A 23,402-nucleotide genomic window follows, 5' to 3' on the forward strand; every position below is an offset into this window, starting at 1 on the left:
CCCCTCAAACCGAGCCGATACTGACGATCGGCAGACGACGCACGGCGCCATGGCCGAGGCGGCGCCAGGCGTTGGCAATGGCCGGCCCGACAGGCGGAACCCCGGGTTCGCCAACGCCAGTCGGTTTTTCGCTTGAAGATATGATCGCGACCTCCACCACGGGCATCTCGTTGATGCGCAATGAACGGTAATCGTGGAAGTTGGACTGCACGATCTTGCCGCCTTGGCCTAATGTGACGGCGTCGAAAAGAACCGCGCCGACGCCATAGCCGACGCCGCCCTCCATCTGCGCCTTGATGACGTTGGGATTGATTGCCACACCGCAATCGACGGCGCACCAGACCTTGTGAACCCGCGGCGCGCCATCATCGCCGGTCGACACTTCGACGATCTGCGCGACATAGGTGCCGAAGCTCTTGACCACCGCAACACCGCGCTGGCGCCCTTCAGGCACGGCGGAACCCCAGTCGGCCATTTCGGCAACCTTCTTCAAGGTTTCCATATGGCGCGGCTCCTTGCTCAGGAGCGCAAGCCGTCCCTCGACCGGATCCTTGCCCACCTTCTGCAGTAGCTCGTCCATGAAGGTTTCGACCGCAAAGCCCGTGTGCGTATGACCGACCGACCGCCACCAAAGCGGCGGCACGGCAAGGGAAACATTGTGCGAGATGACGCGCAGGTTCGGTATGACATAGGGCAGGTTCGCCGCTCCTTCGACGGAGGTTTCGTCGAGGTCCGCCTTGGCCATTATGGATTGGCCGACGATTGTCTGATCCCACCCGACGACATTGCCGTTCGCGTCGATCGCTCCGCGCATCCTGTGCATGTACATCGGCCGATAGAAGCCGCCACGAATATCGTCTTCGCGCGTCCACATATGTTTCATCGGCCGCTTGCCGTCGGTCGCCGCGAAAACTGCCGCAGCTTCGGCGATATAGGGCGACCCAAATTGCGCCTTGCGACCGAAGCTACCGCCGGCGAGCTGCGTGTTGACCCGCACCTTCTCAGGATCGAGGCCGAGCACCTGCGCGGTGACCTTCTTGTCCATTGTGGGGAACTGAGCGCCGTTAAAGACATCGACCGATCCATCGGCCGCCTTGATGAACACCGCATCGAGCGGTTCCATCGGCGCGTGCGCGAGGAATGGAAAGACGATGTCGGCTTCGAGGGTCTGTACGCCGTTGCCGCTGAACGACTTTTCAACGTCACCGGTGTTGGCGGCTTCATGCCCATCGGTACCGAACAGCTTGGCGAAATCAGCAGTGAGTTGGTCGCTTGAACGTGTTTCGGCCTTCGACAGGTCCCACTCGACCGTGAGCGCGTCGCGGCCCTTCAGGGCGGAAAATGTGTTCTCGGCATAGACCGCCACGCCCTGCGGGATTGTCTTGACGTCAAGGACGCCAGGGATCTTGCGCGCTGCCGCGTCATCCACGGACTTGACGGTCGCACCGAAATGGTCCGGATGGGCGACGACAGCATAGAGCATGTTGTCGGCGGTAATATCGAGGGTAAACACAGCCGTGCCATTGGTTTTGCTTACCGTGTCGAGCTTCGGCAATTCCTGCCCGATAAGTACGAAGTCCTTGGGGTCCTTCAGTATCGGCTCAGCGGGAGGGGTCTGCGTGGCAGCCTTGTCGGCAAATGCGCCAAAGCCGCTTTCCTTGCCGGACCCCGCATGTTTGATGCGGCCCTTTTCAACCGTGATCTCGGCTGCGGGAACACCCCACTCGGCAGCCGCCGCAGCAACCAGCATGGCGCGCGCCGTTGCGCCCGCCTTGCGCAATTGGTCATAGGAATTGGCGATCGACGTCGAGCCGCCCGTGCCCTGCAGGCCAAATGCCAGATTGCCGTAGATCTTGTCGTCGGCCGGTGAATGAACCGCGCGCATCTGGCTCCAGTCCGCATCGAGCTCCTCGGCGACGATGGTCGATAGGCCGGTAAAAGGTCCCTGACCGAACTCGATGTGCTTGGAGAGCACGGTAACAGTGTCGTCGGTGCCGATCTTTACGAAGGCGTTGATCTGGGAGAGGCTCTTGTCGCCTCCCGCCTGTACGCCCTCTAGCGCGGAGGCGCTGAAGACTTTCGGCGCGAGTGTGAATCCGATGACGAGGCCAGCGCCGGCGAGAAAGGAACGGCGCGTCGTTGTGAGAGCATTAAAGGTCATGGCTCAACCCTCCATCGTGTCGGCGGCGTTGTGGATGGCCTGCCTGATGCGGTGATAGGTGGCGCAGCGACAGATGTTACCGGCCATCGCCCCGTCGATATCCTCGTCGGTGGGCTTCGGCGTCAACTGCAAGAGCGACACGGCCGACATGATCTGGCCTGACTGGCAATAGCCGCATTGGGGCACGTCGATCGCGATCCATGCCTTACGGACCGCCTCGGCTTCCTTGCCCTCGATGCCTTCGATGGTGATGACCTCAGATCCATCGACCGTCGAGATCGGCGTGATGCAGCTGCGCCGGGTCGATCCGTCGAGATGGACGGTGCAAGCGCCGCACTGGGCGATACCACAACCATATTTCGTGCCTGTCAGTTTTTCGAAATCGCGCAGGACCCAGAGCAGCGGGGTATCGGGATCCCCGTCGAAAGTCCGTTCCTGTCCATTTAGCTTGAAGGTAATCATGGCGAACTCCGCATCTGGCTTGCAACGCTTGTGCTTGCTTGAGTTGGTGTCTTCGTGGAGCTAAAGGCATAACATGATTTTTTTCGCCTGCGCCACGCGATGTCATCACCTCACGCCATCGTGAGAGTGCTGCATCCAGGGCGGGATCACCCTGCCTGCAGCCTTGCTCGTTTGTCCGGCCTGATCGGGGGCTAAACGTTCGTAGCGCGTGGAAGTTGCGCCGCTCATGCTGAACTTTTAGGATCCGATTGATCGGGAAACAGTCGATGCATGAGTTCGCGGAAAAATCATCAAGAAGATTGGGATGGGGCGCCCCCCTTTCCGCGATCGTGCATATAGGCGTGATCCTGTTGCTGGTGCTGGGATTGCCTATGCCCTCACCGGTCACAACGCCTCCGCAGGAGGTAGACGTGACACTTGTGCCGCCTCCGCCGCCACCGGCACCGCCGCCACCCAAGCCCCAGGAGAAGCCGCCTGAAACGGCTAAACCTGCCAAACCGGTCCAGGTGTTCGAATCTGCTGCCGCAAAGACCGACCAGAACGTGAAGGAGCCGCAACCGGCGCCGTCAGCGCCGAGCGATCCTGTCGAAGACCTGACTGACAAGCCTGCGGAACCGGAAAACAAGGCCGCTGCGGGTGGCAAGCCCACAGAAGCCGCGCCGAGCGCACCGGACCGGACAAGCCCGGACGGGCTTGCTGCGGCCGATGCCAAGGCAGCCGAGGCGAATGCTGCTGCCGCGCCGTATCCGGCTCCGGCTCCAACCGCGTCTACCGCCCCAAAGCCGGATGAAAGCAAGAAACCGGCTGCGGCCAAGCCTGCATCGCGACGCGGCAAACTTGTGGTGGCGCGCGAACTCTACTCCGCCGGGGCGTTGTTCGATCCGCGCGTCATGCAGGCGCTCGGGCGGTTGCCGCCGCGGCAGCGCATGAAGCAGGTGTGCATGATAGAGGCGCTGGAACAAATCCGCCGGCAGAGGCCGGGAACGGACATACTTGTTCCGTTCGGCGCGAGCGGAAGCAGCTATACGGCCACGACACTCGATGCAATCGGTGGTGCGTTCCGCAACGGTTCTAACTGGTACGACCTCGACTTCCATTGCAAGGTCGATAATGAGGGAACCAAGGTGGTCGCCTTCAGCTACGCGATGGGTAGCCTCGTGCCGAAAAGCGAATGGGTCAGGCGGCAGTTTCCTCTCGATTAGATCCTGATTATGGCTCTCCGCACGCACCGTTACTGTTACGTACTTGTTCCGACAGCGTAACCTCGCGAAACTCGCCACATTTCAGTCGATCAATTTCCATCTGGAGAGCAACGATGTCGATGTCATTGGATCAAGCAGCCGAAGTCTATCGGGAAGCCATGCGGGCGACCGTCAAGCGGTACTCCCTGTGGTATCTGATCGAAGGAATATTGCTCGTCGTTGCGGGCGTTCTGGCGATCATCTATCCGGTGTTCTCATCCGTCGCGGTTATTCTGTTGCTTGGCTGGTTGCTTATTTTCAGCGGCATCCTGCAGTGCATAGGGCTGTTCTATGCCCGCCATGTCCCGAATTTCTGGTTGCAGCTCATTTCCGTCTTCCTTGCCGTGCTGATCGGTTTCCTGTTCCTGCGCGATCCGGCGCAGGGTCTCGTTACAGTGACCTTGCTGCTTATCGTCTTCTTCATGATCGAAGGCATATCGAAGGTTGTCTTCTCCCTGACGATCCGGCCGTTCCCGCATTGGGGTTGGGTTCTCGTCAGCGGCATCATCGGCATTCTTCTGTCGCTGTTCCTGCTGATAAGCCTGCCGGTTACAGCGCTCTGGCTCATCGGTTTGCTACTCGGCATCCAGTTGATCAGCGTCGGCGGGGCGCTGGCGCAGCTCGCCTGGAAAGTACGCCATAGTTGAGGCGATTTCTCAGTTGTCGCGATCGTCGGGCGGGCACGGCCATCCCGACGGCGGGTTGAGGCCGGCAGGCAATTTGGTTTGGGCGTCACCGCAGGCGAGTTCAATCTGTCCCTGTTCCAACCCCTGCGCCGCCGAGAGATCGAGCCCCTCGATCCGCGTTAGATACATGAAGGCATGGTCGAAAATGATCGGCCCTTCAAATGTCGCATGACTAAGATCTGCCCGGGACAGATTGGCAAGCGAGAAACGTACGCCGGTCAGGACGGCGTCATCGAAATCGGCGCGTCCAAGCTCGGCCTTTTCGAAATTCGCTCCCGTCAGCTTGGCCTTTGCAAACCCGGATCGTTGCAGTTCCGCACTGGCGAAGTTGGCGCCTTCAGCGGATATGCCGGTAAAATTGCTGCGGTAGGCCTCGACCTTGGAGAAGTTAGCCTTCTCGGCTGCGGCACCGGCCAGCGAAGCCCGCACCAGTGTCGCCTTTTCCAGGTTTGCCGATTTGAGGTTGGAGTTGCTGAGATCGGTAGAGGCAAAATCGGTGCTGAAGAGCTTGGCACCTTCGAGTTCGCTGCCGGGAATCATGATGTTGCGCTTGGTGCAATCGGTCCAGTCCAAACCCGGCGCCGCAGTGGAACCGCAATCGGCCGCCAATGCAGGTCCCAGCGGCAATACAGTGCAACCAGTCAACATGCAGGCGGCGAGGAACGCGCTCCGCCGCTTTACCGGAGCTGAGACTTCCATCACCACTTCCATTGAGACGCTCATAACGCACTCCGATTCTGTCACGCCATGGCAGTTAAGATAGCGCAGCGCATTGCCGAAACCAATTGATCCAACAGGCAAAAATACATTACCGCCGGCTCACGCGTATGCTGCTAGGGCACTACCGCATCGAGTTCCGGCAAAAGGACAACGCTTTCCTGCTCGTTTGGATCCGTGCGCGCAATAATTGCCGTGCAAGGCGTGTTGCTGAGATTGGCCGGTAGATGCGGCACACCTGGAGGAATATAGAAGAGCTCGCCTGCATGGACGATGATGTGTTCCTTGAGCCCTTCGCCGTACCAGGTATGTGCCTCGCCCGACAGCATATAGATCGCCGTTTCGTGGGCCTCATGCATGTGCGCCTTGGCCCTCGCGCCAGGAGGGATTGTCAATATATGCATGCAAATTCCCGTCGATCCGACCGTCTCGGCGGCTATTCCTTCAAAATAATGCAGTCCTTGTTTGCCGCCGTAGGTGTGATGCGGTTTGACCAGCCTGCACGTCGGTTTGGATTTTACGTCCATCATCGCCTCCAAGAGAGGTAAGGGAAAGTCATGCACGTTTTAACCGCCAGCATAGCATGCAATGGCTGGGAAACCGCTGTGAAAACTGCCGTGGTTCACCCTAGCGGGTGATGCGGCGAACCGGCGGTTCGATCAGTATCCATCCGCAAGCCAATGATTCGTCTTACTCATTATGCGTGCCCTGCGTCAGACCCTCGGTTGAATGTCAGGAGAACTGCATGCCGGACAGACACGAATTCTATCGTATCGAGATTTGCGGTCGTACATTTACCGGTACCGTCCACGCTGACGGTCCATACCTCAAACTGCTCGAGAGCCGCACCTTCGGTTATGGCGCCCCGCTGCGCTCGCATCTGGTGCTGTCGAAGGTCCCCGGCAGGCGCTACTACGCCATCTGCAGAAATTCCGAACCGCTCATATCGCTTCCCCTCTTCCTCGACGAGGATGTGGAACTGCTTGCCAGGGAATTCGGCATACCGATCGATGACAGATCCCGGCACTATTCATTTGAACGCAGCCCGGCCTCGCGAGCGTTGAAGCAATGGTCGTTGCAACACCCTGAAATCGCTCGCGCCTGTTCGGGGCTGACGACGCTTGTCCCTCGCTGGTACCAGGCAGGGCGTCGCCGCCTCGCATCACTTTGACGGCGGGAAAATCACCTTCCAGTCGTTCTTCATGCTGACGACCTGCCAGCCCTTTGCGACTGCTTCATCCCAGCCTTTGTCGAACTTCGCCAGCTTGTCGGTGCGGTCATAGGCATATTCGCGCTCGGCGTCGTCATGATGGATATAGACCGCCAGCCTCGCACCGCTCCCTGCGGTTGTATATTCAAGCATCTCCCGGTCGCCGTCGGAGTTGCCGATGGCCATGATTGGCCAGCGTCCAATGAAGCGATTGATACCCACGGGCTTGCCGGGACCGTCATCGATGAATTCGACCTTTGGTTCCTTCATCAGCTCAGGCTTCCCGTCGGCCCCAAGCTGATATTTGACCACACCGGAAGAACCAATCACCTGCTCAGGCGGCACGCCATAGATCTTGTGGGCAAAGACGCGCATGAATTCAACGCCTCCACCCGACACAATGAAGGTGCGGAAACCATTGTCGCGCAGGTAGGCGAGCAATTCCAGTTGCGGCTGGTAGACGAGTTCACCGTATGGCTTTTGACGGACCGGATGTTTTGCCGTGGCAAACCAGTCTGCGACGGTCTTTGAAAATGCCTCTGTACTCATACCGGCGTGGGTCGCCGCCATGATTTCGAGCATGCCTTTCATGCCGGAGCGCTCGACCCCGGCAAGATCGTTGGCAAGCACGGACTTAAAGGGCTCTGTGTCCTTCCACTCGGGATGCTCCGCCGCCAGACGCTTGACTTCGTCCAAGGCAAAGAAAAGTTCAAAAGGCACAGGCTTTTCTGCCCATAGCGTGCCGTCATTGTCGAAGACGGCGATGCGGTCCACAGGCGCTACGAAATCGGCCGAACCATCGGTCGTGACGCGCTTGACGAAATCGACGATTGCTGTGCGGTTCGGCCCATCGTTCCACGACGGCAGCGGGTCGGATTGCGCAAGTGCTGAACCCGCGTTGAGGAGCAGAAAGACGAAAAGAATTGCGCAACTCCTGGCGAGCCCATGAACGCGAACCCATCCCGATTTTGTGAAATTTCGCACGGCGGCCCCTCCTGGCAACAGGTAACTTTCACTCATAAACGCTCGCGCCCGGCACAACTGGAAGTACGTAACTGTTACAATACGAACAGCGCCTTTCGGGTGAAGCAAAAGCCTAATCCTTGTCCGGTGGGTATCGCCGTGATAATTTATCGTCATTCCGCTCAAGAGAATCCGAGATAGGGCGGAGGATGTGGGATGAAGATTCTTTATGGTTCCGTTCTAGGTATCCTGCTTGGGATCACAGCCGCATGGGCGGGTCCGCTGCACGATGCTGCCAGGGACGGGGATGTCGCTCGCGCGAAACAACTGATCGACCAGGGCGCAAAGGTGGGCGAACCCGATGAAACGGGCGAACCGCCATTGCTCATTGCCGCATTGAATGGTCGCAAGGATGTGGTCGTACTATTATTGGAACGTGGTTCCGATATCGAGATCCGTAACAAGGGCGGCCTGACCGCTTTGCACGCTGCTGCCTATGGCGGCCATCTCGACGTGGTGGAATTGCTCGTTTCGAAGGGCGCTGCAGTCAACGACCAGAAGAACTTTTATCACATGTCGCCCCTGCATGCTGCCTCCGAGGAGGGCCATGCAGATATCGTTGCTTTTCTCTTGGCGAATAAGGCCGAGGTCGAGGCAACGGAACGGAATGGCTACACGCCTCTAAGCCAGGCGGGCTGGCGTGAGCATTGGGATGCAGCCGACCTTTTGATCAAGGCGGGTGCTGTCTGCCAGAAGGCCGACCTTGTCGGCGAGCGGCTTTACGACGAATGCACCAAGCGCAAATAGCGCGGCGACGTTGCGGGCCGTCCAGATTTATGAATTGGAGGATTGGAATGTCAGATCACAGGCGGAGACACGCGATAGCGTTGGCAGCGGCCATTGGCATGCTTTCGTTCGCACAGCCCGTTGTGGCCGAGGAGTTCGTCAACACCGGATATTTCGGAGACGTGGCGATAAAAGGGTACGACCCGGTCGCCTATTTCACCCAGCATGACGCCGTGCAAGGCAACCCGCAATATTCATACCATTGGTTGGGCGCGACCTGGCAATTTGCCAACGCCGAAAACCGCGACCTGTTCAAGGCGGATCCCGGCAAATACGCCCCGCAATATGGCGGCTATTGCGCTGACGGCGTTTCCTTCGGCACGGTAACGACCAACATTGATCCGAAGGCATGGCGCATAATAGAGGGCAAGCTTTACATCAGCTACGACCCCGGTACGGCAGAGGGTTTCGAGAAAAGCCCGACCAAGCTTACCGACTCGCAAAAGCACTGGTCCGAGGTCGAGCAGACACTTGTCTCTGAAAAGCAGGACAAGAACTGGGAAGCTCCAGCCAACTAGCTTTGCTATAAGGGCGCCACGGAAAAATACTTCAAGGATTGCGGCGTGACCTGGATATAATCCAAGTCGCGCTCGTCCGTTGTCGTATTGCGGTAGACATAACCGCAGACGGTGCGGTCGCGAAAATACCCCGGGTATTTTTCGCAAAGCCGGTTGCCCTGGATTTCAACTGCGCCCGTGATGTTGGTATTGGCGCTCCGGTAGGCGGTATTGCCTGCACTGTCGAAAAACTGGACGAACTGCGTACCGTTCCGGTGCTTGCCGGCCCATTTCTTGTTGTTGACCAGGTCGTTCAACTGGGATTCGCTCAATTGGTCGGCCTGATTTCCCTGGAAATCGAAGGGCCATTGCGGCACCCGCGCCGCCTTCAAGCCGGCAAGATGGTAGTCCAGATCCTCCTTCTGCCAGTAATCATAGAGATAGCTGTAATAGGTCAGGTTGGCGTCCGGGAAGAGCGCCATCAACTTCGCCTTTTCTTCGGCCGCCGGCGTCAGCTTCCCCTCATCGACGTAGGCGGCGGCGAGATATTCGCGCGCCGGCTCCGCCCGGGGAAGAGAATCGCGCGCCGCCTCAAGCAAGGGAATCGCGCGCTCGTTCTCGCGCGAGGTGTAGTAGACAATCCCTGCAAGCAGTTTGAAGCTGGGTTCCGGCGACGGGTCGAGCCGCAGCGCGCGGTCCATTTCCGTCACCGCCTGCCCGCGGCTGCCGGTTTGCGCAAGAATGAGAGCAAGGTTTGCCACAGCTTCGGGGTCATTGGGCTGGGTTGCGACGGCCCGGTTGGCGGATTCCCGCGCCTCCACTTCACGGCCATCGACGAGTTGCAGCAGGGCAAGCACGGTATGGGCCCTAGCATTGTTGGGATCGATCTTCAGTGCCTCGCCTGCCGCGTCATAGGCAATCTTGCGGGCGACAGCCGCCGACCAGAGGAAATTGTAGTCGTTGCGCCATACGTCGACGGCGACGCGCGCTATGCCTGCGTGGGCGTTGGCAAAGCGTGGATCGAGATCGATCGCCTTTTGATAATATGACAGGGTTCGCCGGTAAGTCTCGACATCCGCATAGAAAAACCCCTCCTGCTCGGCCCGCATGTAATAGTCGTAAGCTTCGAGATTGTCGGTGGGGATGCGCGCGAGCTGGTCCCGCTCGCCCTCGCTGAGCTTCACCTCCAGCGCAGATATGATCTTGCCGATCACATCGTCCTGGACGGCGAAGAGATCGGCATATTGCCGGTCGTAGCGCTCGGCCCAGAGGGAAAGGCCCGTTACCGCATCGATCAGCTTGACGTTGATGCGCAGGCGGGTGTCCGCCCGTTGCAGGGTGCCTTCAAGAATATAGTGCACGCCGAGTTCCGAAGCGACGTCCTGTATCTTGTTTGCCGAGGTGCTGACGGCGAACACGGAATGGCGCGCGATGACGAAGAGGCCGGATACTTTCGAAAGTTCGGTGATGAGATCATCCGTCAGGCCTTCGGCAAGATGATCATGTTCAGTGTCTCCGCTGACATTGATGAACGGCAGAACGGCTACCGACGGTTTGTCGGGCAAGGGATAGGCAAAACGCTGCACCGGCGTCGCTGGCCACATCAGGGTCCAGGGCTTGAACCACAGCGCTCCCCCGGCAAGCACAAGCATAAGGAGCGCGGCTGCGGCAGGCACCCGCCAGCTGAGCTTCTTTTTAGGCGCTCCAAGCGTCTTGCCCGCAGCGGATGGATCGAGCACGACACGATAAACGCGTACCGGTTCGGCAATGCTCTTTACCTTCTGTTCGCCAAGAGACACATAGCCGACGGGCAGTCGCGATTTGACGTGATCGTAAGTGGTTCCGGAGATAGCGATGCCACCAGGCTCGGCGAGTGCCTGGATACGATCGGCGATGTTGACGCCGTCGCCATGTATATCGTCGCCCTCGACGATGATATCGCCAAGATTGACGCCGATGCGAAAATCGAGGCGATGACCGGCCGGTTCTCCTGCGTTTCTCTTTGCTTTCTCCTGCTGGATCTCCACCGCACAGCGCAAGGCATCGACGACGCTATGGAATTCGACCAGCACCCCGTCGCCCATGGTCTTGACCAGACGGCCGTGGTGCTTGGCAATCTTGGGTTCAAAGACTTCGTACAGATCGCTCTGGAACCTTGCGCGGGTTCCTTCCTCATCGATCTGGCTCAAGTGGCCATAGCCGGCAACGTCGGCGATGAGCACGGCAGCTAGGTGACGTTCCATTTCACCGTTTTTCCCCGGAGCACAATGTCACTCCTTCTCGCATCTTATCGCAGGTAGGAGGCAGAGACCATTACGCTCAAATGGGTGAGCGCGATGTCGGCCTGCAGGAGCGGTCGAGTGGTATTATTTACCAGCTCTGCTTTAATCCATCGGTTCGCGCTCTATTTAAGGGTGTAGCCTGGACTGACGATGACGGAGAAATTCACAATGCAAGCCCTATCCACTGTTCCTCCGCTCGTTGGTGACCTGGCCTGGCCCGCCAAACGGCGCAAGGTGCTCGACTGGCTCGTGCATGCAACCCGTGAAGAACGCTTCATCGACAATATTTTCGTCGAGCTGTGCAATCGTCTTATGGAAGACGGCGTGCCGGTCGCCCGCTCGACGCTGCATCTCAGAACCCATCATCCCCAGTGGCTCGGCGCGCGGATTCTCTGGAAGACGGGCTTGGACAAGGCCGATATCCAGACATTTGGCTACGGCATCGAGGAAACTGAACGGTATCGCAACAGCCCGATCGACCAGATCAGGAGCGGCGTGCGCGAAATCAGATGGCGACTCGAAGAAAATAGCGGGGAAACCTATCCGCTCTATAACGAGTTGCGGTCAGAAGGCCTCACCGACTATATCGCTTGGCCGCTTTACCACACCCTCGGCAAAGAACATGTCGTCACCTTCGCCGCCGACGCGCCTGGCGGTTTCAGCGACGAACACGTGGCCTACCTTACCGACCTTTTGCCCGCCCTCGCACTCGTCAGCGAAATTCGGTTGAAAAATCGCCTCGCGCGTACGCTGCTTGAAACCTATGTCGGTCCGCACGCGAGCGAACAGATTCTTGCCGGCGCGACGACGCGCGGCAGCGGCGTGACGGTCGGCGCTGCCATATTGATCTGCGATCTGCGCGATTTTACCGGAATATCCGATCTGTGGCCGCGCGACGACGTTATCGAACTGTTGAACGGCTACTTTGACGCAATGTCCGAGCCCATCGCCCGCCATGGCGGCGAAATATTGAAATTCATGGGCGACGGGCTGCTTGCCATCTTCCCGCTGAGCGATCCCATGGCCTGTCGCAATTTGCTGCAGGCGATCAACGAGGCCCAGACCGCGCTTGCTGCGCTCAATGAGGATCTCGTCGCCAAGGGCCGCAACCCGCTCGGCTATGGCATCGGGGTCCACGTCGGCGATGTCATGTACGGCAATATAGGATCGCGCAGCCGGCTTGACTTCACGGTGATCGGCCCGGCCGTGAATATCGCCTCGCGCCTCGAGAGCCTGACCAAGGAAATCAAGCGTCCGGTCCTTTTGTCGAAGGCGTTCGTGGAGATGGCCGATTGCGGCAACCAATTCGAAAGTCTTGGCTCGCACCGGCTGCGCGGGCTCGAGCGGCCATTCGACGTGTTCGGATTGAAGGAACACGACAACGCCGCCGTCTTGTCGCCCGCATAGAGGAGCGACAAGCCCTCGCGCCGGTTCACAATTGTTTCAAAAATCCTTCATGAGGGCGTGGCATAACCGACGGCACAGTAGCAAAATGTGCTCCGCCGTCAGTTGGCCAATCCCGGAGAGGCGATATGAACAATTCCAAGGAACATTCCGATGCACAGGACTGGCTCGAAGCCGAGCTTGCCGACACGCTTGACGAGGATTACGAGCTGGAGCTCTCCGAGCCGGCGCTTTCGGAGGAGATCCGCAAGATTTATCGCAAGTCGCATCCGCCCTCAATTCCGCGCATCGACTACTTCCGTGCCCTGCTCTCCCTGCAGTCGGAACTGATCAAGCTTCAGGACTGGGTCGCTTACCACAAGGAAAAGGTCGTCGTGATCTTCGAGGGTCGCGATTCTGCTGGCAAGGGCGGTGTCATCAAGCGCATTACGCAGCGCCTCAACCCACGTATCGTCCGCGTCGTTGCGCTGCCTGCTCCGTCGGATCGCGAAAAGACCCAGTGGTATTTCCAGCGCTACGTGCCGCACCTGCCGGCAGGCGGCGAGATCGTGCTCTTCGACCGTTCCTGGTACAATCGCTCCGGGGTCGAGCGTGTCATGGGCTTTGCCGGTGAAGACCAGGTGCAGGAATTCTTCCACGACGTGCCGGAGTTCGAGCGCATGCTGGTTCGCTCCGGGATCAGGCTGGTGAAATACTGGTTCTCGATCACCGATGAGGAACAGCAGATGCGCTTCCTTATGCGCATCCACGACCCGCTGAAACAGTGGAAACTTTCGCCGATGGACCTGCAGTCGCGCGTTCGCTGGGAATCCTACACCAAGGCCAAGGAAGAAACTTTCGCCCGCACCAACATTCCCGAAGCGCCGTGGTACATCGTCGAGGGCAATGACAAGAAGCGCGCACGGCTCAACTGCATCGATCACCTCCTCAGCCGCATCCCCTACGAGGACGTGCCGCACGAGGACATCGCCCTTCCCGAGCGCGTGTTCAATCCGGATTACGAGCGCAAGGTCCTGCCGCCCGAACTCTATGTGCCGGCGAAATATTAGAGCGCTTCTCTTGTTTAGATGGAAACAGTTCGGTTTCTCGAACGGCGGGAGACTGTACTAAGCAAGGAACGCCTCGAGCCGGGTCAGGCAACCATCTAAATCAGCGCGTGTCCCTAGCGATTTTGGCCCGTGTAGGGCATCATCCTCCCAGCGGAGATTTTGTGATGCTGGCAGAGGGAGGATCGCCATGCGCTGCTTTACGGTACTCGGACCTTCGCAAACCGGAAAATCCACGCTCGTGGACAAACTCGGCTCACTTGAAGGTTCCCCACGAAAATCTGTTTCTCCTTATGGACTTGGCCTGACGGAATTCGAGTTCGGTGGCGAGGCGTGGTGCGCGCTGGACACGCCCGGATCAGGCGAAGCGATTGCTCATGCCCACCACGCCCTTCTCGCCAGCGATGCCTGCATCCTGTGCGTCTCAACGAACCCGGAAGAAGCCGTCCTTGCTGCGCCATACCTGCGCGCGATCGAAGCGTCGGGTACGCCTTGCATCCTTTTCGTCAACAAGATGGATGAGCCACGCGGGCGACTGCGCGACGTTGTCGCCGCACTGCAGGATTACTCAAATCACACACTCATCCTTCGCCAGATTCCCATTCGCGAGGGCGACAAGATCGTCGGCAGTTGCGACCTGATTTCCGAGCGCGCATGGCGCTACCGCGAGGGTCAGCCATCCTCGTTGATCGAAATCCCTCCAGACCTCATCGAGCGCGAACATGAAGCGCGCGCCGAACTGCTTGAACACCTCTCCGAATTTGACGACTGGCTGCTTGAGGAATTGATTGAAGACCGTGAACCGGCAACGAATGCCGTCTATGCGATCTCCTCGCGGGTCCTGCGCGAAAACCGGATCATTCCGGTGCTCGTCGGGGCCGCAAGCCACAGCAATGGCATCATGCGTCTGATGAAGGCGCTCCGCCATGAAGCGCCGCAGGCTGACGTGCTGCGCAAGCGGCTATCGGCGGGGGGAAGCATTTTCGAAAGCGCTCTGGTCGCCGTTGGGTTTCACGCCTACCACCGCCAGAATGTCGGCAAGACCGTTCTCGTGCGCGCTTTCACGGACGGCTTGAAGCAAGGCACAATGCTTGCGGGCGCACGGCTCGGTCCGGTGCAGGACCCGGGCACCGGAAAGCCGATTGCCTCGGGTGCTGCGTCGGCGGGCGATGTCTTCGCGACGGTCAAGTCGGATCACCTGCCCGTCCCCTCGCTGCTTGGCGCGGATGCAGCCGTCGACGCCCCGAACTGGACCAATGCACCCACGCCAATGATGGAGCGCATACTGGTTCCAAGCAGCGAACGCGATGAAACCAAGCTTTCCGAAACACTGGCAAAATTGGCCGAAACCGATCGCGGCATCAAGGTTGCCCAGGAAGAAGGAACCGGTGCGCAATTGATCAGTTCCCAAGGGCCCGTCCATCTGCGCGACATTTGCCGGACCTTGGCCGAAGTCTTCCACGTGGATGTCAGCGAGAAGCCACCGAGCCCGGTCTACCGCGAGACGATCTCGAAATCATCGGATGTCCACTATCGGCACCGCAAGCAGACGGGCGGCGCCGGACAGTTTGCCGACGTGAAGTTGAGCGTCAGGCCCAATGGGCGCGGCGAAGGCTTCAGCTTCGCCGAAACGGTCAAGGGCGGCGCAGTGCCACGCAACTTCATACCGGCGGTCGAGGCAGGTGCGCGGGAAGCCATGGACAAGGGCCCCCTGGGGCTGAGGGTCATCGATGTCGGTGTAACGCTCACTGACGGCCAGCACCATTCGGTCGATAGTTCCGAATTCGCCTTCCGCGCGGCCGGAAAGATGGGTGTCCGCGATGCGCTTGCCCTGGCTTCGTCCGTGCTGATGCAGCCGATCTATCGCGTCGAGATCAAGATTCCCTCGATCTATTCCGGAAGCCTGGTGCCGATCATATCGTCGTTCAAGGGACAAGTGCTCGGGTTCGACCGCGACGACAAGGCCAAGGGCTGGGATATATTCCGGGCCCTCATTCCGGGCAGCGCCCTGGATGAACTTGCGCGCACACTACGCTCGGCAACGCAGGGCATAGGCACATTCGCCAAGACATTCGACCATTTCGAGGAAATGTACGGCAAGGAAGCGGATGCGATAATCCAGGCGCAAGGCGCGCACGCGAACGAGCATTGACTGGCGGGTTGCGTGCCTGCTGCAAGGGCTGGCAGGCACGAACCCACCCTGGCGCATTTTTCAATAGACCACATCTCTTAGTCAGCAGGCTCGATATCTGGAAGACTCCAGCTCTTCTCAAACAGTGGCTTTTGCGGCCCATAAAGCCGGAACAGCACTTCGAAGCGACCTCCGGGCTTGGTCGGCGTCCAGTTCGTTTCCTTGCCTGCGGGAGATATAGGACCAAAGAAGAGATCGACCGTGCCGTCCGCATTGACGGTTAGCCCCTTGCTCATGGACGATTTGCTTGGAGACAGGACGTCTCTGACGAGTGCCTGAGTTGCCCTATCATAGACGACCGCCGACCAATATTGGCTCACGGGAACATGGGCGGGTACAGTCAGTTTATAACTCTTGCCGCCATCGAGTGCCTGCCCCGTCTTGTCCTTCGTCGACATCAAATAGAACTGACCGGTTCCAAGGTGCTTCACGCTGGAAAATCCCCAAAAGTAGGTCACCCCCCTGGAATCGATTGGATAGGTGTCTGTCGTTTCGTAAAATGTCGCCGCCGTTTTTACCAGGTCCGACGGTGCAGGAACCGCCCAATATGCATTATCGAAATAAGGTTTGAACGCCGTTTCGTAGCTGCTGTCGATCCAGGCATGCGCCTCGGCTACCGCTGCTTCGAGAATGGCAGTAGTCTTCTCATCCGGATTGAACATCTTGCCTTTTTCAATGCCGATGGAGCGAAGCATGTCGATCATGACCTTGTCGCGTGGTAGCCACGGCTCGTATTGGACCACCCGATCGAGCGACCGATAGAAGCTCAGGTCGTACCTGATTGTCGCGTCGAACTCGACGCCCAGCACGTCGACGAACGCCGTCTTGTCTGGACGGGCCGCCTTGGACAGCGGATAGAGTTTTACCCTGCGACCGTAGTCTACAGCCTTTTTGATGGCTTCTGGACCACTCCCCTTCACGATCGAGCGCAGCAGCCCGTAGCCTTCGTATGTCGAGGACGGCAGGACAATGTATCCCTTGGGCGTGGCTTTATTATAACCCGGTGGCAGGATCAAAAACTTGCCACCCTTGCCTTTGTCGGCCCCTGCAGGTCCTACATCCTCCAGCGCCGCCTGCCAGACATCCATCAGCGTTCCGGTAATAGAACCCCCAGTCCCGGCAGGTGGTATCTCGATGACAACTGGCCCAACCGCCTTGGTGTCGTAGAACGGCAGCAGATAGATCGTATCGGGGTTCGGCGTCAGCATCTGGTTCTTCCAGTCTGGAAGACCCGACCAATAGACGACCTAGTTGAAGTTGCCACCCTTGTCCGTGAATGCCTGGAGCATCCGGTCGAAATTGACGACGGGCATCCCCCAGTTCACGGCCTCGATTGCCCGCCGTTCGACTGTCCGCTCGTGCAATTGGTCGGGTGTGAAATCCACCGCAGCAGCGGAAGACACCATGAGTGGCAGAATGCCAAGTGCAGGGAACCGAACTCGCATGAGATATCTCCAACGGTGCACGTTATGACGCCGACAAGGCGTCTCGCTATGCTGGCAACAACAAATTGCGTTTTACCATGTACGATGGGTGGTTTGGGAAGTACGCAACTGTTAATCGGCGGCGAAACAGTGACGCTTGAGTCAGGCTTCTCGCCGGAACGAGTCAGACTCTCCCGGCAAATAAGTCAGGCTTTTGCTAGTTGCTACATTTCCGCTTGGGGCGGGCACCGCGAGAGCCAAAATAATGCGGTAATATAATACCTTTTTTCTAACACATTGTTTTCTAACACTGTTTTGCTAGATATGACGAAATCTAGTGCTTGACGCGTCTGGCTGGGACCTATATTGAACCTCTCGACTGCGGTGGGTCTTTTCCCGCCGCTTTTCATTGTTGCCGGAATTTTCGAATTTCGCGCAACGCAAGCAACAAGAAAAGCCTTCCTTCGTGAAGGATGATCTCAAGGACGAACACAATGGCTACCTTCTCTCAGAAGCCGGCAGAAGTGACGAAAAAGTGGATCCTGATTGACGCCGAAGGTCTCGTCGTCGGCCGTCTCGCCACTCTCGTTGCCAACCGCCTGCGCGGCAAGCATAAAGCAACCTTCACCCCGCACGTTGACGATGGCGACAATGTCATCATCATCAATGCCGACAAGGTTGTCTTCACCGGCAAGAAGTTCACCGACAAGGTTTACTACTGGCACACCGGCCATCCCGGCGGCATCAAGGAACGCACTGCCCGTCAGCTGCTCGAAGGCCGTTTCCCGGAACGCGTCGTCGAAAAGGCTGTTGAGCGCATGGTTCCCCGCGGACCGCTCGGCCGTCGCCAGATGAAGAACCTGCGCGTTTACGCTGGTTCCAACCACCCGCACGAAGCTCAGTCTCCCGAAGTCCTCGACGTCGGCGCGCTGAACAGCAAGAACAAAAGGAGCGCATAAGAATGGCTGAGCTCAATTCGCTCGAAGCTCTCGGCACCATTGCCGCCAGCACGCCTGCCGCAGCGCCGGTCCATGTCCAGAAGCTTGACGCAAAGGGTCGCGCCTATGCGACCGGCAAGCGCAAGGATGCGGTTGCCCGCGTCTGGATCAAGCCCGGTTCCGGCAAGATCGTCATCAACGACAAGGAATACGGCAAGTACTTCGCACGTCCGGTTCTGCAGATGATCCTGCAGCAGCCGATCGTTGCTGCCAACCGTGCCGGCCAGTATGACATCATCGCCACCGTTGCCGGCGGCGGTCTTTCCGGTCAGGCCGGTGCCGTTCGTCATGGCATTTCCAAGGCCCTCACCTACTTCGAACCCGCTCTGCGCGGCGTTCTGAAGAAGGGCGGCTTCCTGACCCGCGACAGCCGCGTTGTCGAACGCAAGAAGTACGGCAAGGCCAAGGCCCGTCGTTCGTTCCAGTTCTCGAAGCGCTGATCTCGGCACTTCAATTGGACAAGAACAGAAAGCGGGCCTTCGGGTCCGCTTTTTTGTTGCGGTCGCAGGCATATGACGGTTATCGAATAAAAGCTTTGCCTACCCCCTCTGCCCTGCCTGGAGAATTCAATGCCATCGAAATCCATCGACCACGCCTTCACAGCGCGCGCATTGACTGGCGCGGCGAGCGATCCGACCCATGCCGGCGCCCTCTCCTTCATGCGTCGCCGCTATACGAAAAACCTCAACGGTGCGGAAGCAGTGGTGTGGGGCATCCCCTTCGATTCGGCGGTCTCCAACCGGCCGGGCGCACGCTTCGGTCCGCAGGCGATCCGTCGCGCTTCGGCGATTTTCGACAATGACCCGCAATATCCGTTCCATCGCGATCTCTTCGCTGATCTTGCCGTCATTGACTATGGCGATTGCCTGCTTGACTACGGCAACCACCAGAAGACGCCCGCTACCATCGAACGCGAGGCCGCGAAGCTCATCAAGTCTGACGCCTTTCTAGTTTCGCTCGGCGGCGATCATTTCGTCACCTGGCCGATACTGAAAGCCCATGCGGCGAAGTACGGACCGGTCGCGCTCGTGCAGTTCGATGCGCATCAGGACACCTGGTACGATGATGGCAAGCGCATCGATCACGGTTCTTTCGTCGGGCGCGCCGCGCGCGACGGCGTGATCGACGCTGCCCATTCGATCCAGGTCGGCATTCGCACCCATGCGCCGGACGATTGCGGTCTCAAGATCGTCTTTGGCTACGAGGTCGAGGAACTCTCGGCCGCGGAGATCGCCAAATCGATTATCGCGCGCACCGCCGGCAAGCCGGTCTACCTCACTTTCGACATCGATTGCCTTGACCCGGCCTTTGCACCGGGCACCGGAACCCCCGTTGCAGGCGGGCCGTCTTCAGCAAAGATCCTCTCGGTGCTGCGCCATCTGACGGAACTCAACATCGTCGGCGCCGACGTGGTCGAAGTCGCGCCAGCCTATGACCATGCGGATGTGACGGCCATCGCAGGTGCCACAATCGCGATGTATTACCTTGGTATGCTGGCGGAGAAAAAAGCGCGACGAGGCTGATTGCGATCAGCTTAGACATTGAATCCGCTTTCCTCGCCAACTATCTGAATTCAAAGCTTCCAAGGGCAACGACATGAAACCCAAGATCTTCATCGACGGTGAACACGGCACGACAGGTTTGCAAATCAGGACGCGCCTTGCGGGCCGCGACGATCTCGACGTGCTTTCGATTCCAGAAGCCGAGCGTCGTAACCGCGATATGCGGGCCGACTACCTGAAGGAGGCCGATGTCGCCATATTGTGCCTGCCGGACGACGCTTCGAAAGAAGCCGTCTCAATCCTTGAGGGGCACAATTCGACGAAGATCATCGATACCTCGACGGCACATCGCGTGCATCCCGACTGGGCTTACGGTTTTGCCGAGCTCGACCGCGCGCAGCGGCAGAAGATCGTCGACGCCCGGCTCGTCGCCAATCCCGGTTGCTATCCGACCGGAGCGATCTCGCTGGTGCGCCCGCTGCGTGATGCCGGCATTCTACCCGCCGGCTATCCGGTCACCGTCAACGCTGTTTCCGGCTATACGGGTGGCGGCAAGCAGATGATCGCGCAGATGGAGGACGAGGCCAACCCGGACCATATCACGGCCAACAATTTCCTTTACGCCATGCCGCTCAAGCACAAGCACGTGCCGGAACTGCAGATGCATGGCCGCCTCGAGCGCCGTCCTCTGTTTTCGCCGAGCGTCGGACGCTTTCCACAAGGCATGATCGTGCAGGTGCCGCTGTTCACGGCTGATCTCGATGGCCAACCTTCGCTAGGCGACATCCACGCGGCGCTGAGTGCCCACTATGAAGGCCAGGATATCGTCCAGGTCGTTCCGCTTGCCAACAGCGTGCAACTTGCACGGCTCGACGCCGAAGAATTGCGCGACACGGACATCATGAAATTGTTCGTCTTCGGCTCGGAGGATCAGGGACAGGTCAATCTGGTTGCGCTCCTCGACAATCTCGGCAAGGGCGCGTCCGGCGCGGCCGTGCAGAACCTCGATCTCATGATCGGCCATGGGTGATACGGTGAATGAGACGTTTCCCGCCGAGTGGAACGTCTCCTCCCCAGAACTTCTCGCCGAAACGCCCACAAGCCGCATTACCAAGGTGCGGCTCCCCGATGGAACGCCAGCCATCGTCAAGGCTTTGACGCCGATCGGCATGAAGGATGAGCTGCCTGGCGTTCATTACCTCGACTGGCATGACGGCAGCGGTGCGATCCGGGTCCTTGCGATCAAGGACAACCTGTTGCTGCTCGAATATGCCGGCCGGCGCACCCTTCTCGACCATCTCAACGAATTTGGCGATGAAGCGGCAACCGCGATCGCCGTCGAGGTGTTGCGCAAACTTCTGGACACGCAGTACGACGACCGAGCTTTCGCGCCCGACCTCATCCCGATCCAACAGCAGTTTGCGAGCCTCTTTGCAAAGGCGGAAAGCGACTGCAGGAATGGCATCGACAGCCTGTTCGTGGAGGCGGCACGGATCGCAGACGAGCTGATGAACAAACCAATGAACGTGCAGCCGCTGCACGGCGATGTCCACCACGAGAACGTTCTCTTCGGCGACAGGGGCTGGCTGATCATCGATCCCAAGGGCCTTCTCGGCGATCCGATGTATGACGCGGCCAACATGTTCTACAACCCGCTGGATCGTCAGGATCTGAGAGCAAGCGAGACGCGCATCGCGACCATGGCGCGGACGTTTTCGCGCGCCTTCGATCGCGACATTCGCACCATTCTCGGTTATGCCATGGCCCACGCCGCGCTTTCCGCCTCCTGGCACACGGAAGATCAGAACTTCGAAGAGGCTGAGCGCAGTCTGGCCGTCGCGCGGGCGGTACGGAGTGTACTCACTTCACTGGTATGAACGGCGTACAAGGCGCGCGACCATCAGGAAGGTGACGACACCGCAACATCCGACAAAGGCGGCAATGGCGAGCGCCGCATGCGGACCAAACTGCTCAAGGATAAACGCGAAAATAAAAGGCGCCGTTGACGACACAGTCAGGCGCGCAGCGGTGATCTTGCCGAGAATTTCGCCGTAACCTCGATGCCCGAACAGGGCGAGAGGGAGCGTTCCCTGGACAATGCTGTTCAGTCCCGAGCCCATGCCGAACAGCATGGCGAACAGTATTGCGCCGGCAATCAGCGGCACCGGCGGCGGCAGTAGCAGCATGAGGAATGCGAGCGGGATCAGGGCCGTGGAGAGGATAGCCACGGCGAGCGCCGAGAACCGATGACCGAGTACCATGTTGACGAGACGGCTCGCAAATTGAGACGGCCCGAAGATCGTGCCGACCAGCACCGCTGACGTGCCGAGCCCCACCGCCGCCAGAACCGGAACGAGGTGCACAAGCATCGCGGAAAGGGCAAAACTTCCGAATGAGAAGCCGCTGGCAATGAGAATAAGGGCAGAACGGCGGCTTGCCAGAGGCAAGGAGCCGGCATCGAAGGTTGCAGGATCAGATGACGCCTCCGGTCTTAGCATCGGCGATCGTCGGGTCATCTGGGATAGCCAGAAATGGATCGGAAAACAGATGCAGAGCTGGAGGCCGGCGTAAAACAGGAAGATTTCGCGCCAGGTGAACCATTTCAAGAGCCCTGTCGCCAAGGGCCAGAACAGCGTCGAGGAAAACCCGGCAATGAGCGTCAGCAGCGTAATTCGCCGAGGTGCGGCTTGCGGATCGATCTGCACCAGAACCGCAAAGGCCGTGTTGTAGAGGATGAACGGCGTGGCGATGCCCGTCGTTACCAACGCCGGAGCAAAGATGCTCCAGTTTGGCGCCCAGGCGCAGATCAGTAATGACACTGCGGCAGCAAGCGAACCAAGCGTCATGACCCGCCCCGCGCCGAAACGATCTGCCCAGCGTCCCGACCAGGGTGAAATGATGCCGCCGATGAGCAGCGTCCCGGAAAATGCAGCGAAGAGCCATTCGCGCGAGCGCACAAACTCCTCGCCCATCGCCGGCGCCAGAATACTGAAGCTGTAATAGAGTGTGCCGTAGCTGATGATTTGCGAAACGCCGAGAGCGCTGACAGCGGCCAGTGAGCGTCTCGCACTTAGGGTCATTCTGTTCGTTTCCACATGTTGTCCCGCTTCTTGCGAGCGGCAGCCAAGAACTACACTGAGTCCCCTTCGCGGAAAACGGTTCCGTACAAATCTCGTGCCTGACCAACTTGACCGAGCGCCCTATCGGGGCTTTACATTGGTCAAGTTGGTCACGAAGCCCCCAATGAAAAAAATCAATCTATATGACGCAAAAACCAATCTTTCCAACCTTGTTGACCGTGCGGCGGCCGGTGAAGAAGTGGTGATCGTCAAGAATGGCGTGCCCTTGGCCAGACTGGGACCATTGCCGAAACAGAAACAGTCACGGCACCCGGCAAAGGCGCTCGGAATCTCCTATATCGCGGAGGATTTCGATGCTGTGGATGATCGGACTGTCGAGCTGTTCAGTGGCGGCAACGCATGAACCTTTTGCTCGATACCGCAACACCCTTTTGGGAAATCGCCATCAAGAGCGCCAAGGGTAAATTGCGCTTCAACGGCTCAGCCCACGCCGCCATCGAAGCTAACGGCTTTTTGCCCCTTTCCATGTCGACCGCACACGCAGAATTGGCGGGCCGGCTCGAATGGGCCCATGCCGATCCGTTTGACCGCATGCTCGTGGCACAAGCCCAATCGGACGGACTGATCCTGCTGCACGCCGACGCCGTCATCCACGAATTCCGCGAAGTCGCACAACTCTGGGCGAGATGATC

General features: G+C 58.9%; 24 protein-coding genes. 15 read left to right on the forward strand and 9 right to left on the reverse strand.

Going from position 1 to position 23,402, the window contains the following annotated elements; genetic code table 11:
• Window positions 1–4 precede the first annotated feature (4 nt).
• Window positions 5–2,161, reverse strand: a complete 2,157-nt coding sequence (locus AC1DNI_RS11445; RefSeq protein WP_477691924.1) for a xanthine dehydrogenase family protein molybdopterin-binding subunit — start codon at window positions 2,159–2,161, stop codon at window positions 5–7.
• 3 nt (window positions 2,162–2,164) lie between these two features.
• Window positions 2,165–2,623, reverse strand: a complete 459-nt coding sequence (locus AC1DNI_RS11450) for a (2Fe-2S)-binding protein (RefSeq protein ID WP_027232437.1) — start codon at window positions 2,621–2,623, stop codon at window positions 2,165–2,167.
• A gap of 266 nt (window positions 2,624–2,889) precedes the next feature.
• Here AC1DNI_RS11450 and AC1DNI_RS11455 point away from each other — a divergent pair, with 266 nt between their 5' ends.
• On the forward strand, window positions 2,890–3,825 hold the full coding sequence (locus tag AC1DNI_RS11455) for a DUF930 domain-containing protein (protein WP_477691925.1): 936 nt from the start codon (window positions 2,890–2,892) through the stop codon (window positions 3,823–3,825).
• Between the two features lie 113 nt (window positions 3,826–3,938).
• Entirely contained in the window at window positions 3,939–4,511 is a 573-nt protein-coding gene (locus AC1DNI_RS11460; protein WP_036814795.1) for an HdeD family acid-resistance protein, read from the forward strand.
• Between the two features lie 9 nt (window positions 4,512–4,520).
• Here AC1DNI_RS11460 and AC1DNI_RS11465 read toward each other — a convergent pair whose 3' ends face one another.
• Complete coding sequence (locus tag AC1DNI_RS11465; RefSeq protein ID WP_477691982.1) at window positions 4,521–5,198, reverse strand: pentapeptide repeat-containing protein; 678 nt, start codon at window positions 5,196–5,198, stop codon at window positions 4,521–4,523.
• Between the two features lie 185 nt (window positions 5,199–5,383).
• The gene (locus AC1DNI_RS11470) at window positions 5,384–5,794 is read right to left on the reverse strand and encodes a cupin domain-containing protein (protein ID WP_477691926.1); all 411 of its coding nucleotides are present in this window, start codon (window positions 5,792–5,794) and stop codon (window positions 5,384–5,386) included.
• Window positions 5,795–6,012: 218 nt separating this feature from the next.
• Here AC1DNI_RS11470 and AC1DNI_RS11475 point away from each other — a divergent pair, with 218 nt between their 5' ends.
• The gene (locus tag AC1DNI_RS11475) at window positions 6,013–6,438 is read left to right on the forward strand and encodes a hypothetical protein (RefSeq protein ID WP_477691927.1); all 426 of its coding nucleotides are present in this window, start codon (window positions 6,013–6,015) and stop codon (window positions 6,436–6,438) included.
• On the opposite strand, the gene AC1DNI_RS11480 is transcribed toward AC1DNI_RS11475, so the two are convergent.
• Window positions 6,430–7,497 carry an HAD family hydrolase gene (locus AC1DNI_RS11480; protein WP_477691928.1) on the reverse strand — a complete coding sequence of 356 codons (1,068 nt, stop codon included), beginning with the start codon at window positions 7,495–7,497 and terminating at the stop codon, window positions 6,430–6,432. The genes AC1DNI_RS11475 and AC1DNI_RS11480 overlap by 9 nt on opposite strands.
• 159 nt (window positions 7,498–7,656) lie before the next feature.
• Between AC1DNI_RS11480 and AC1DNI_RS11485 the strand changes: the two genes are divergently transcribed.
• Together AC1DNI_RS11485 and AC1DNI_RS11490 are read left to right on the forward strand one after the other, a co-directional pair.
• The gene (locus tag AC1DNI_RS11485; protein WP_153667646.1) at window positions 7,657–8,247 is read left to right on the forward strand and encodes an ankyrin repeat domain-containing protein; all 591 of its coding nucleotides are present in this window, start codon (window positions 7,657–7,659) and stop codon (window positions 8,245–8,247) included.
• A gap of 47 nt (window positions 8,248–8,294) precedes the next feature.
• On the forward strand, window positions 8,295–8,804 hold the full coding sequence (locus tag AC1DNI_RS11490; protein WP_027232429.1) for a YHS domain-containing (seleno)protein: 510 nt from the start codon (window positions 8,295–8,297) through the stop codon (window positions 8,802–8,804).
• 5 nt (window positions 8,805–8,809) lie between these two features.
• Here AC1DNI_RS11490 and AC1DNI_RS11495 read toward each other — a convergent pair whose 3' ends face one another.
• Window positions 8,810–11,026, reverse strand: coding sequence for an adenylate/guanylate cyclase domain-containing protein (locus tag AC1DNI_RS11495; RefSeq protein WP_477691929.1), 2,217 nt, complete (start codon window positions 11,024–11,026; stop codon window positions 8,810–8,812).
• Window positions 11,027–11,233: 207 nt separating this feature from the next.
• Between AC1DNI_RS11495 and AC1DNI_RS11500 the strand changes: the two genes are divergently transcribed.
• The 3 genes from AC1DNI_RS11500 (at window position 11,234) to AC1DNI_RS11510 (ending at window position 15,667) form a co-directional block, all read left to right on the forward strand.
• The gene (locus tag AC1DNI_RS11500; protein WP_477691930.1) at window positions 11,234–12,472 is read left to right on the forward strand and encodes an adenylate/guanylate cyclase domain-containing protein; all 1,239 of its coding nucleotides are present in this window, start codon (window positions 11,234–11,236) and stop codon (window positions 12,470–12,472) included.
• A 125-nt stretch (window positions 12,473–12,597) separates the two neighbouring features.
• Window positions 12,598–13,518 carry a polyphosphate kinase 2 gene (gene ppk2, locus AC1DNI_RS11505; RefSeq protein WP_477691931.1) on the forward strand — a complete coding sequence of 307 codons (921 nt, stop codon included), beginning with the start codon at window positions 12,598–12,600 and terminating at the stop codon, window positions 13,516–13,518.
• Window positions 13,519–13,705: 187 nt separating this feature from the next.
• Window positions 13,706–15,667, forward strand: a complete 1,962-nt coding sequence (locus tag AC1DNI_RS11510) for an elongation factor G (RefSeq protein WP_477691932.1) — start codon at window positions 13,706–13,708, stop codon at window positions 15,665–15,667.
• Window positions 15,668–15,744: 77 nt separating this feature from the next.
• Here AC1DNI_RS11510 and AC1DNI_RS11515 read toward each other — a convergent pair whose 3' ends face one another.
• Entirely contained in the window at window positions 15,745–16,914 is a 1,170-nt protein-coding gene (locus AC1DNI_RS11515) for a DUF1214 domain-containing protein (RefSeq protein WP_477691933.1), read from the reverse strand.
• 39 nt (window positions 16,915–16,953) lie between these two features.
• Window positions 16,954–17,151, reverse strand: a complete 198-nt coding sequence (locus tag AC1DNI_RS11520) for a hypothetical protein (protein ID WP_477691934.1) — start codon at window positions 17,149–17,151, stop codon at window positions 16,954–16,956.
• Between the two features lie 473 nt (window positions 17,152–17,624).
• Here AC1DNI_RS11520 and rplM point away from each other — a divergent pair, with 473 nt between their 5' ends.
• The 5 genes from rplM to AC1DNI_RS11545 all read left to right on the forward strand — a co-directional run bounded on the left by rplM (window position 17,625) and on the right by AC1DNI_RS11545 (window position 21,507).
• A complete protein-coding gene (gene rplM, locus AC1DNI_RS11525) occupies window positions 17,625–18,089 on the forward strand; it encodes a 50S ribosomal protein L13 (RefSeq protein WP_027232425.1) in 465 nt (154 codons plus the stop codon).
• A gap of 2 nt (window positions 18,090–18,091) precedes the next feature.
• Window positions 18,092–18,568: a 30S ribosomal protein S9 gene (gene rpsI / locus AC1DNI_RS11530; RefSeq protein ID WP_027232424.1), complete on the forward strand. Its 477-nt coding sequence runs from the start codon at window positions 18,092–18,094 to the stop codon at window positions 18,566–18,568.
• Between the two features lie 129 nt (window positions 18,569–18,697).
• Window positions 18,698–19,651, forward strand: a complete 954-nt coding sequence (gene speB, locus AC1DNI_RS11535) for an agmatinase (RefSeq protein WP_477691935.1) — start codon at window positions 18,698–18,700, stop codon at window positions 19,649–19,651.
• Window positions 19,652–19,724: 73 nt separating this feature from the next.
• Window positions 19,725–20,660, forward strand: coding sequence for an N-acetyl-gamma-glutamyl-phosphate reductase (argC, locus tag AC1DNI_RS11540; RefSeq protein ID WP_477691936.1), 936 nt, complete (start codon window positions 19,725–19,727; stop codon window positions 20,658–20,660).
• Window positions 20,653–21,507, forward strand: coding sequence for an aminoglycoside phosphotransferase family protein (locus AC1DNI_RS11545; RefSeq protein ID WP_477691937.1), 855 nt, complete (start codon window positions 20,653–20,655; stop codon window positions 21,505–21,507). The genes argC and AC1DNI_RS11545 overlap by 8 nt, the downstream gene beginning before the upstream one ends.
• On the opposite strand, the gene arsK is transcribed toward AC1DNI_RS11545, so the two are convergent.
• Window positions 21,496–22,710 carry an arsenite efflux MFS transporter ArsK gene (gene arsK, locus AC1DNI_RS11550; RefSeq protein WP_477691938.1) on the reverse strand — a complete coding sequence of 405 codons (1,215 nt, stop codon included), beginning with the start codon at window positions 22,708–22,710 and terminating at the stop codon, window positions 21,496–21,498. The two genes, AC1DNI_RS11545 and arsK, sit on opposite strands and share 12 nt — an antisense overlap.
• 136 nt (window positions 22,711–22,846) lie before the next feature.
• On the opposite strand from arsK, the gene AC1DNI_RS11555 reads away from it, so the two are divergent.
• Window positions 22,847–23,113, forward strand: coding sequence for a type II toxin-antitoxin system Phd/YefM family antitoxin (locus tag AC1DNI_RS11555; RefSeq protein ID WP_477691939.1), 267 nt, complete (start codon window positions 22,847–22,849; stop codon window positions 23,111–23,113).
• On the forward strand, window positions 23,110–23,400 hold the full coding sequence (locus AC1DNI_RS11560; RefSeq protein ID WP_477691940.1) for a type II toxin-antitoxin system VapC family toxin: 291 nt from the start codon (window positions 23,110–23,112) through the stop codon (window positions 23,398–23,400). Before AC1DNI_RS11555 ends, AC1DNI_RS11560 begins: the two co-directional genes overlap by 4 nt.
• The last annotated feature ends 2 nt before the right edge of the window (window positions 23,401–23,402 follow it).

The organism is Phyllobacterium sp. 01N428, assembly GCF_056399405.1.

Coding starts and splice junctions, on each gene's coding strand:
- AC1DNI_RS11445 (WP_477691924.1), bottom strand. CDS start 2,161: ATGACCTTTAATGCTCTCACAACGACGCGCCGTTCCTTTCTCGCCGGC.
- AC1DNI_RS11450 (WP_027232437.1), bottom strand. CDS start 2,623: ATGATTACCTTCAAGCTAAATGGACAGGAACGGACTTTCGACGGGGAT.
- AC1DNI_RS11455 (WP_477691925.1), top strand. CDS start 2,890: ATGCATGAGTTCGCGGAAAAATCATCAAGAAGATTGGGATGGGGCGCC.
- AC1DNI_RS11460 (WP_036814795.1), top strand. CDS start 3,939: ATGTCGATGTCATTGGATCAAGCAGCCGAAGTCTATCGGGAAGCCATG.
- AC1DNI_RS11465 (WP_477691982.1), bottom strand. CDS start 5,198: ATGTTGACTGGTTGCACTGTATTGCCGCTGGGACCTGCATTGGCGGCC.
- AC1DNI_RS11470 (WP_477691926.1), bottom strand. CDS start 5,794: ATGGACGTAAAATCCAAACCGACGTGCAGGCTGGTCAAACCGCATCAC.
- AC1DNI_RS11475 (WP_477691927.1), top strand. CDS start 6,013: ATGCCGGACAGACACGAATTCTATCGTATCGAGATTTGCGGTCGTACA.
- AC1DNI_RS11480 (WP_477691928.1), bottom strand. CDS start 7,497: ATGAGTGAAAGTTACCTGTTGCCAGGAGGGGCCGCCGTGCGAAATTTC.
- AC1DNI_RS11485 (WP_153667646.1), top strand. CDS start 7,657: ATGAAGATTCTTTATGGTTCCGTTCTAGGTATCCTGCTTGGGATCACA.
- AC1DNI_RS11490 (WP_027232429.1), top strand. CDS start 8,295: ATGTCAGATCACAGGCGGAGACACGCGATAGCGTTGGCAGCGGCCATT.
- AC1DNI_RS11495 (WP_477691929.1), bottom strand. CDS start 11,026: ATGGAACGTCACCTAGCTGCCGTGCTCATCGCCGACGTTGCCGGCTAT.
- AC1DNI_RS11500 (WP_477691930.1), top strand. CDS start 11,234: ATGCAAGCCCTATCCACTGTTCCTCCGCTCGTTGGTGACCTGGCCTGG.
- ppk2 (WP_477691931.1), top strand. CDS start 12,598: ATGAACAATTCCAAGGAACATTCCGATGCACAGGACTGGCTCGAAGCC.
- AC1DNI_RS11510 (WP_477691932.1), top strand. CDS start 13,706: ATGCGCTGCTTTACGGTACTCGGACCTTCGCAAACCGGAAAATCCACG.
- AC1DNI_RS11515 (WP_477691933.1), bottom strand. CDS start 16,914: ATGCTGACGCCGAACCCCGATACGATCTATCTGCTGCCGTTCTACGAC.
- AC1DNI_RS11520 (WP_477691934.1), bottom strand. CDS start 17,151: ATGCGAGTTCGGTTCCCTGCACTTGGCATTCTGCCACTCATGGTGTCT.
- rplM (WP_027232425.1), top strand. CDS start 17,625: ATGGCTACCTTCTCTCAGAAGCCGGCAGAAGTGACGAAAAAGTGGATC.
- rpsI (WP_027232424.1), top strand. CDS start 18,092: ATGGCTGAGCTCAATTCGCTCGAAGCTCTCGGCACCATTGCCGCCAGC.
- speB (WP_477691935.1), top strand. CDS start 18,698: ATGCCATCGAAATCCATCGACCACGCCTTCACAGCGCGCGCATTGACT.
- argC (WP_477691936.1), top strand. CDS start 19,725: ATGAAACCCAAGATCTTCATCGACGGTGAACACGGCACGACAGGTTTG.
- AC1DNI_RS11545 (WP_477691937.1), top strand. CDS start 20,653: ATGGGTGATACGGTGAATGAGACGTTTCCCGCCGAGTGGAACGTCTCC.
- arsK (WP_477691938.1), bottom strand. CDS start 22,710: ATGACCCTAAGTGCGAGACGCTCACTGGCCGCTGTCAGCGCTCTCGGC.
- AC1DNI_RS11560 (WP_477691940.1), top strand. CDS start 23,110: ATGAACCTTTTGCTCGATACCGCAACACCCTTTTGGGAAATCGCCATC.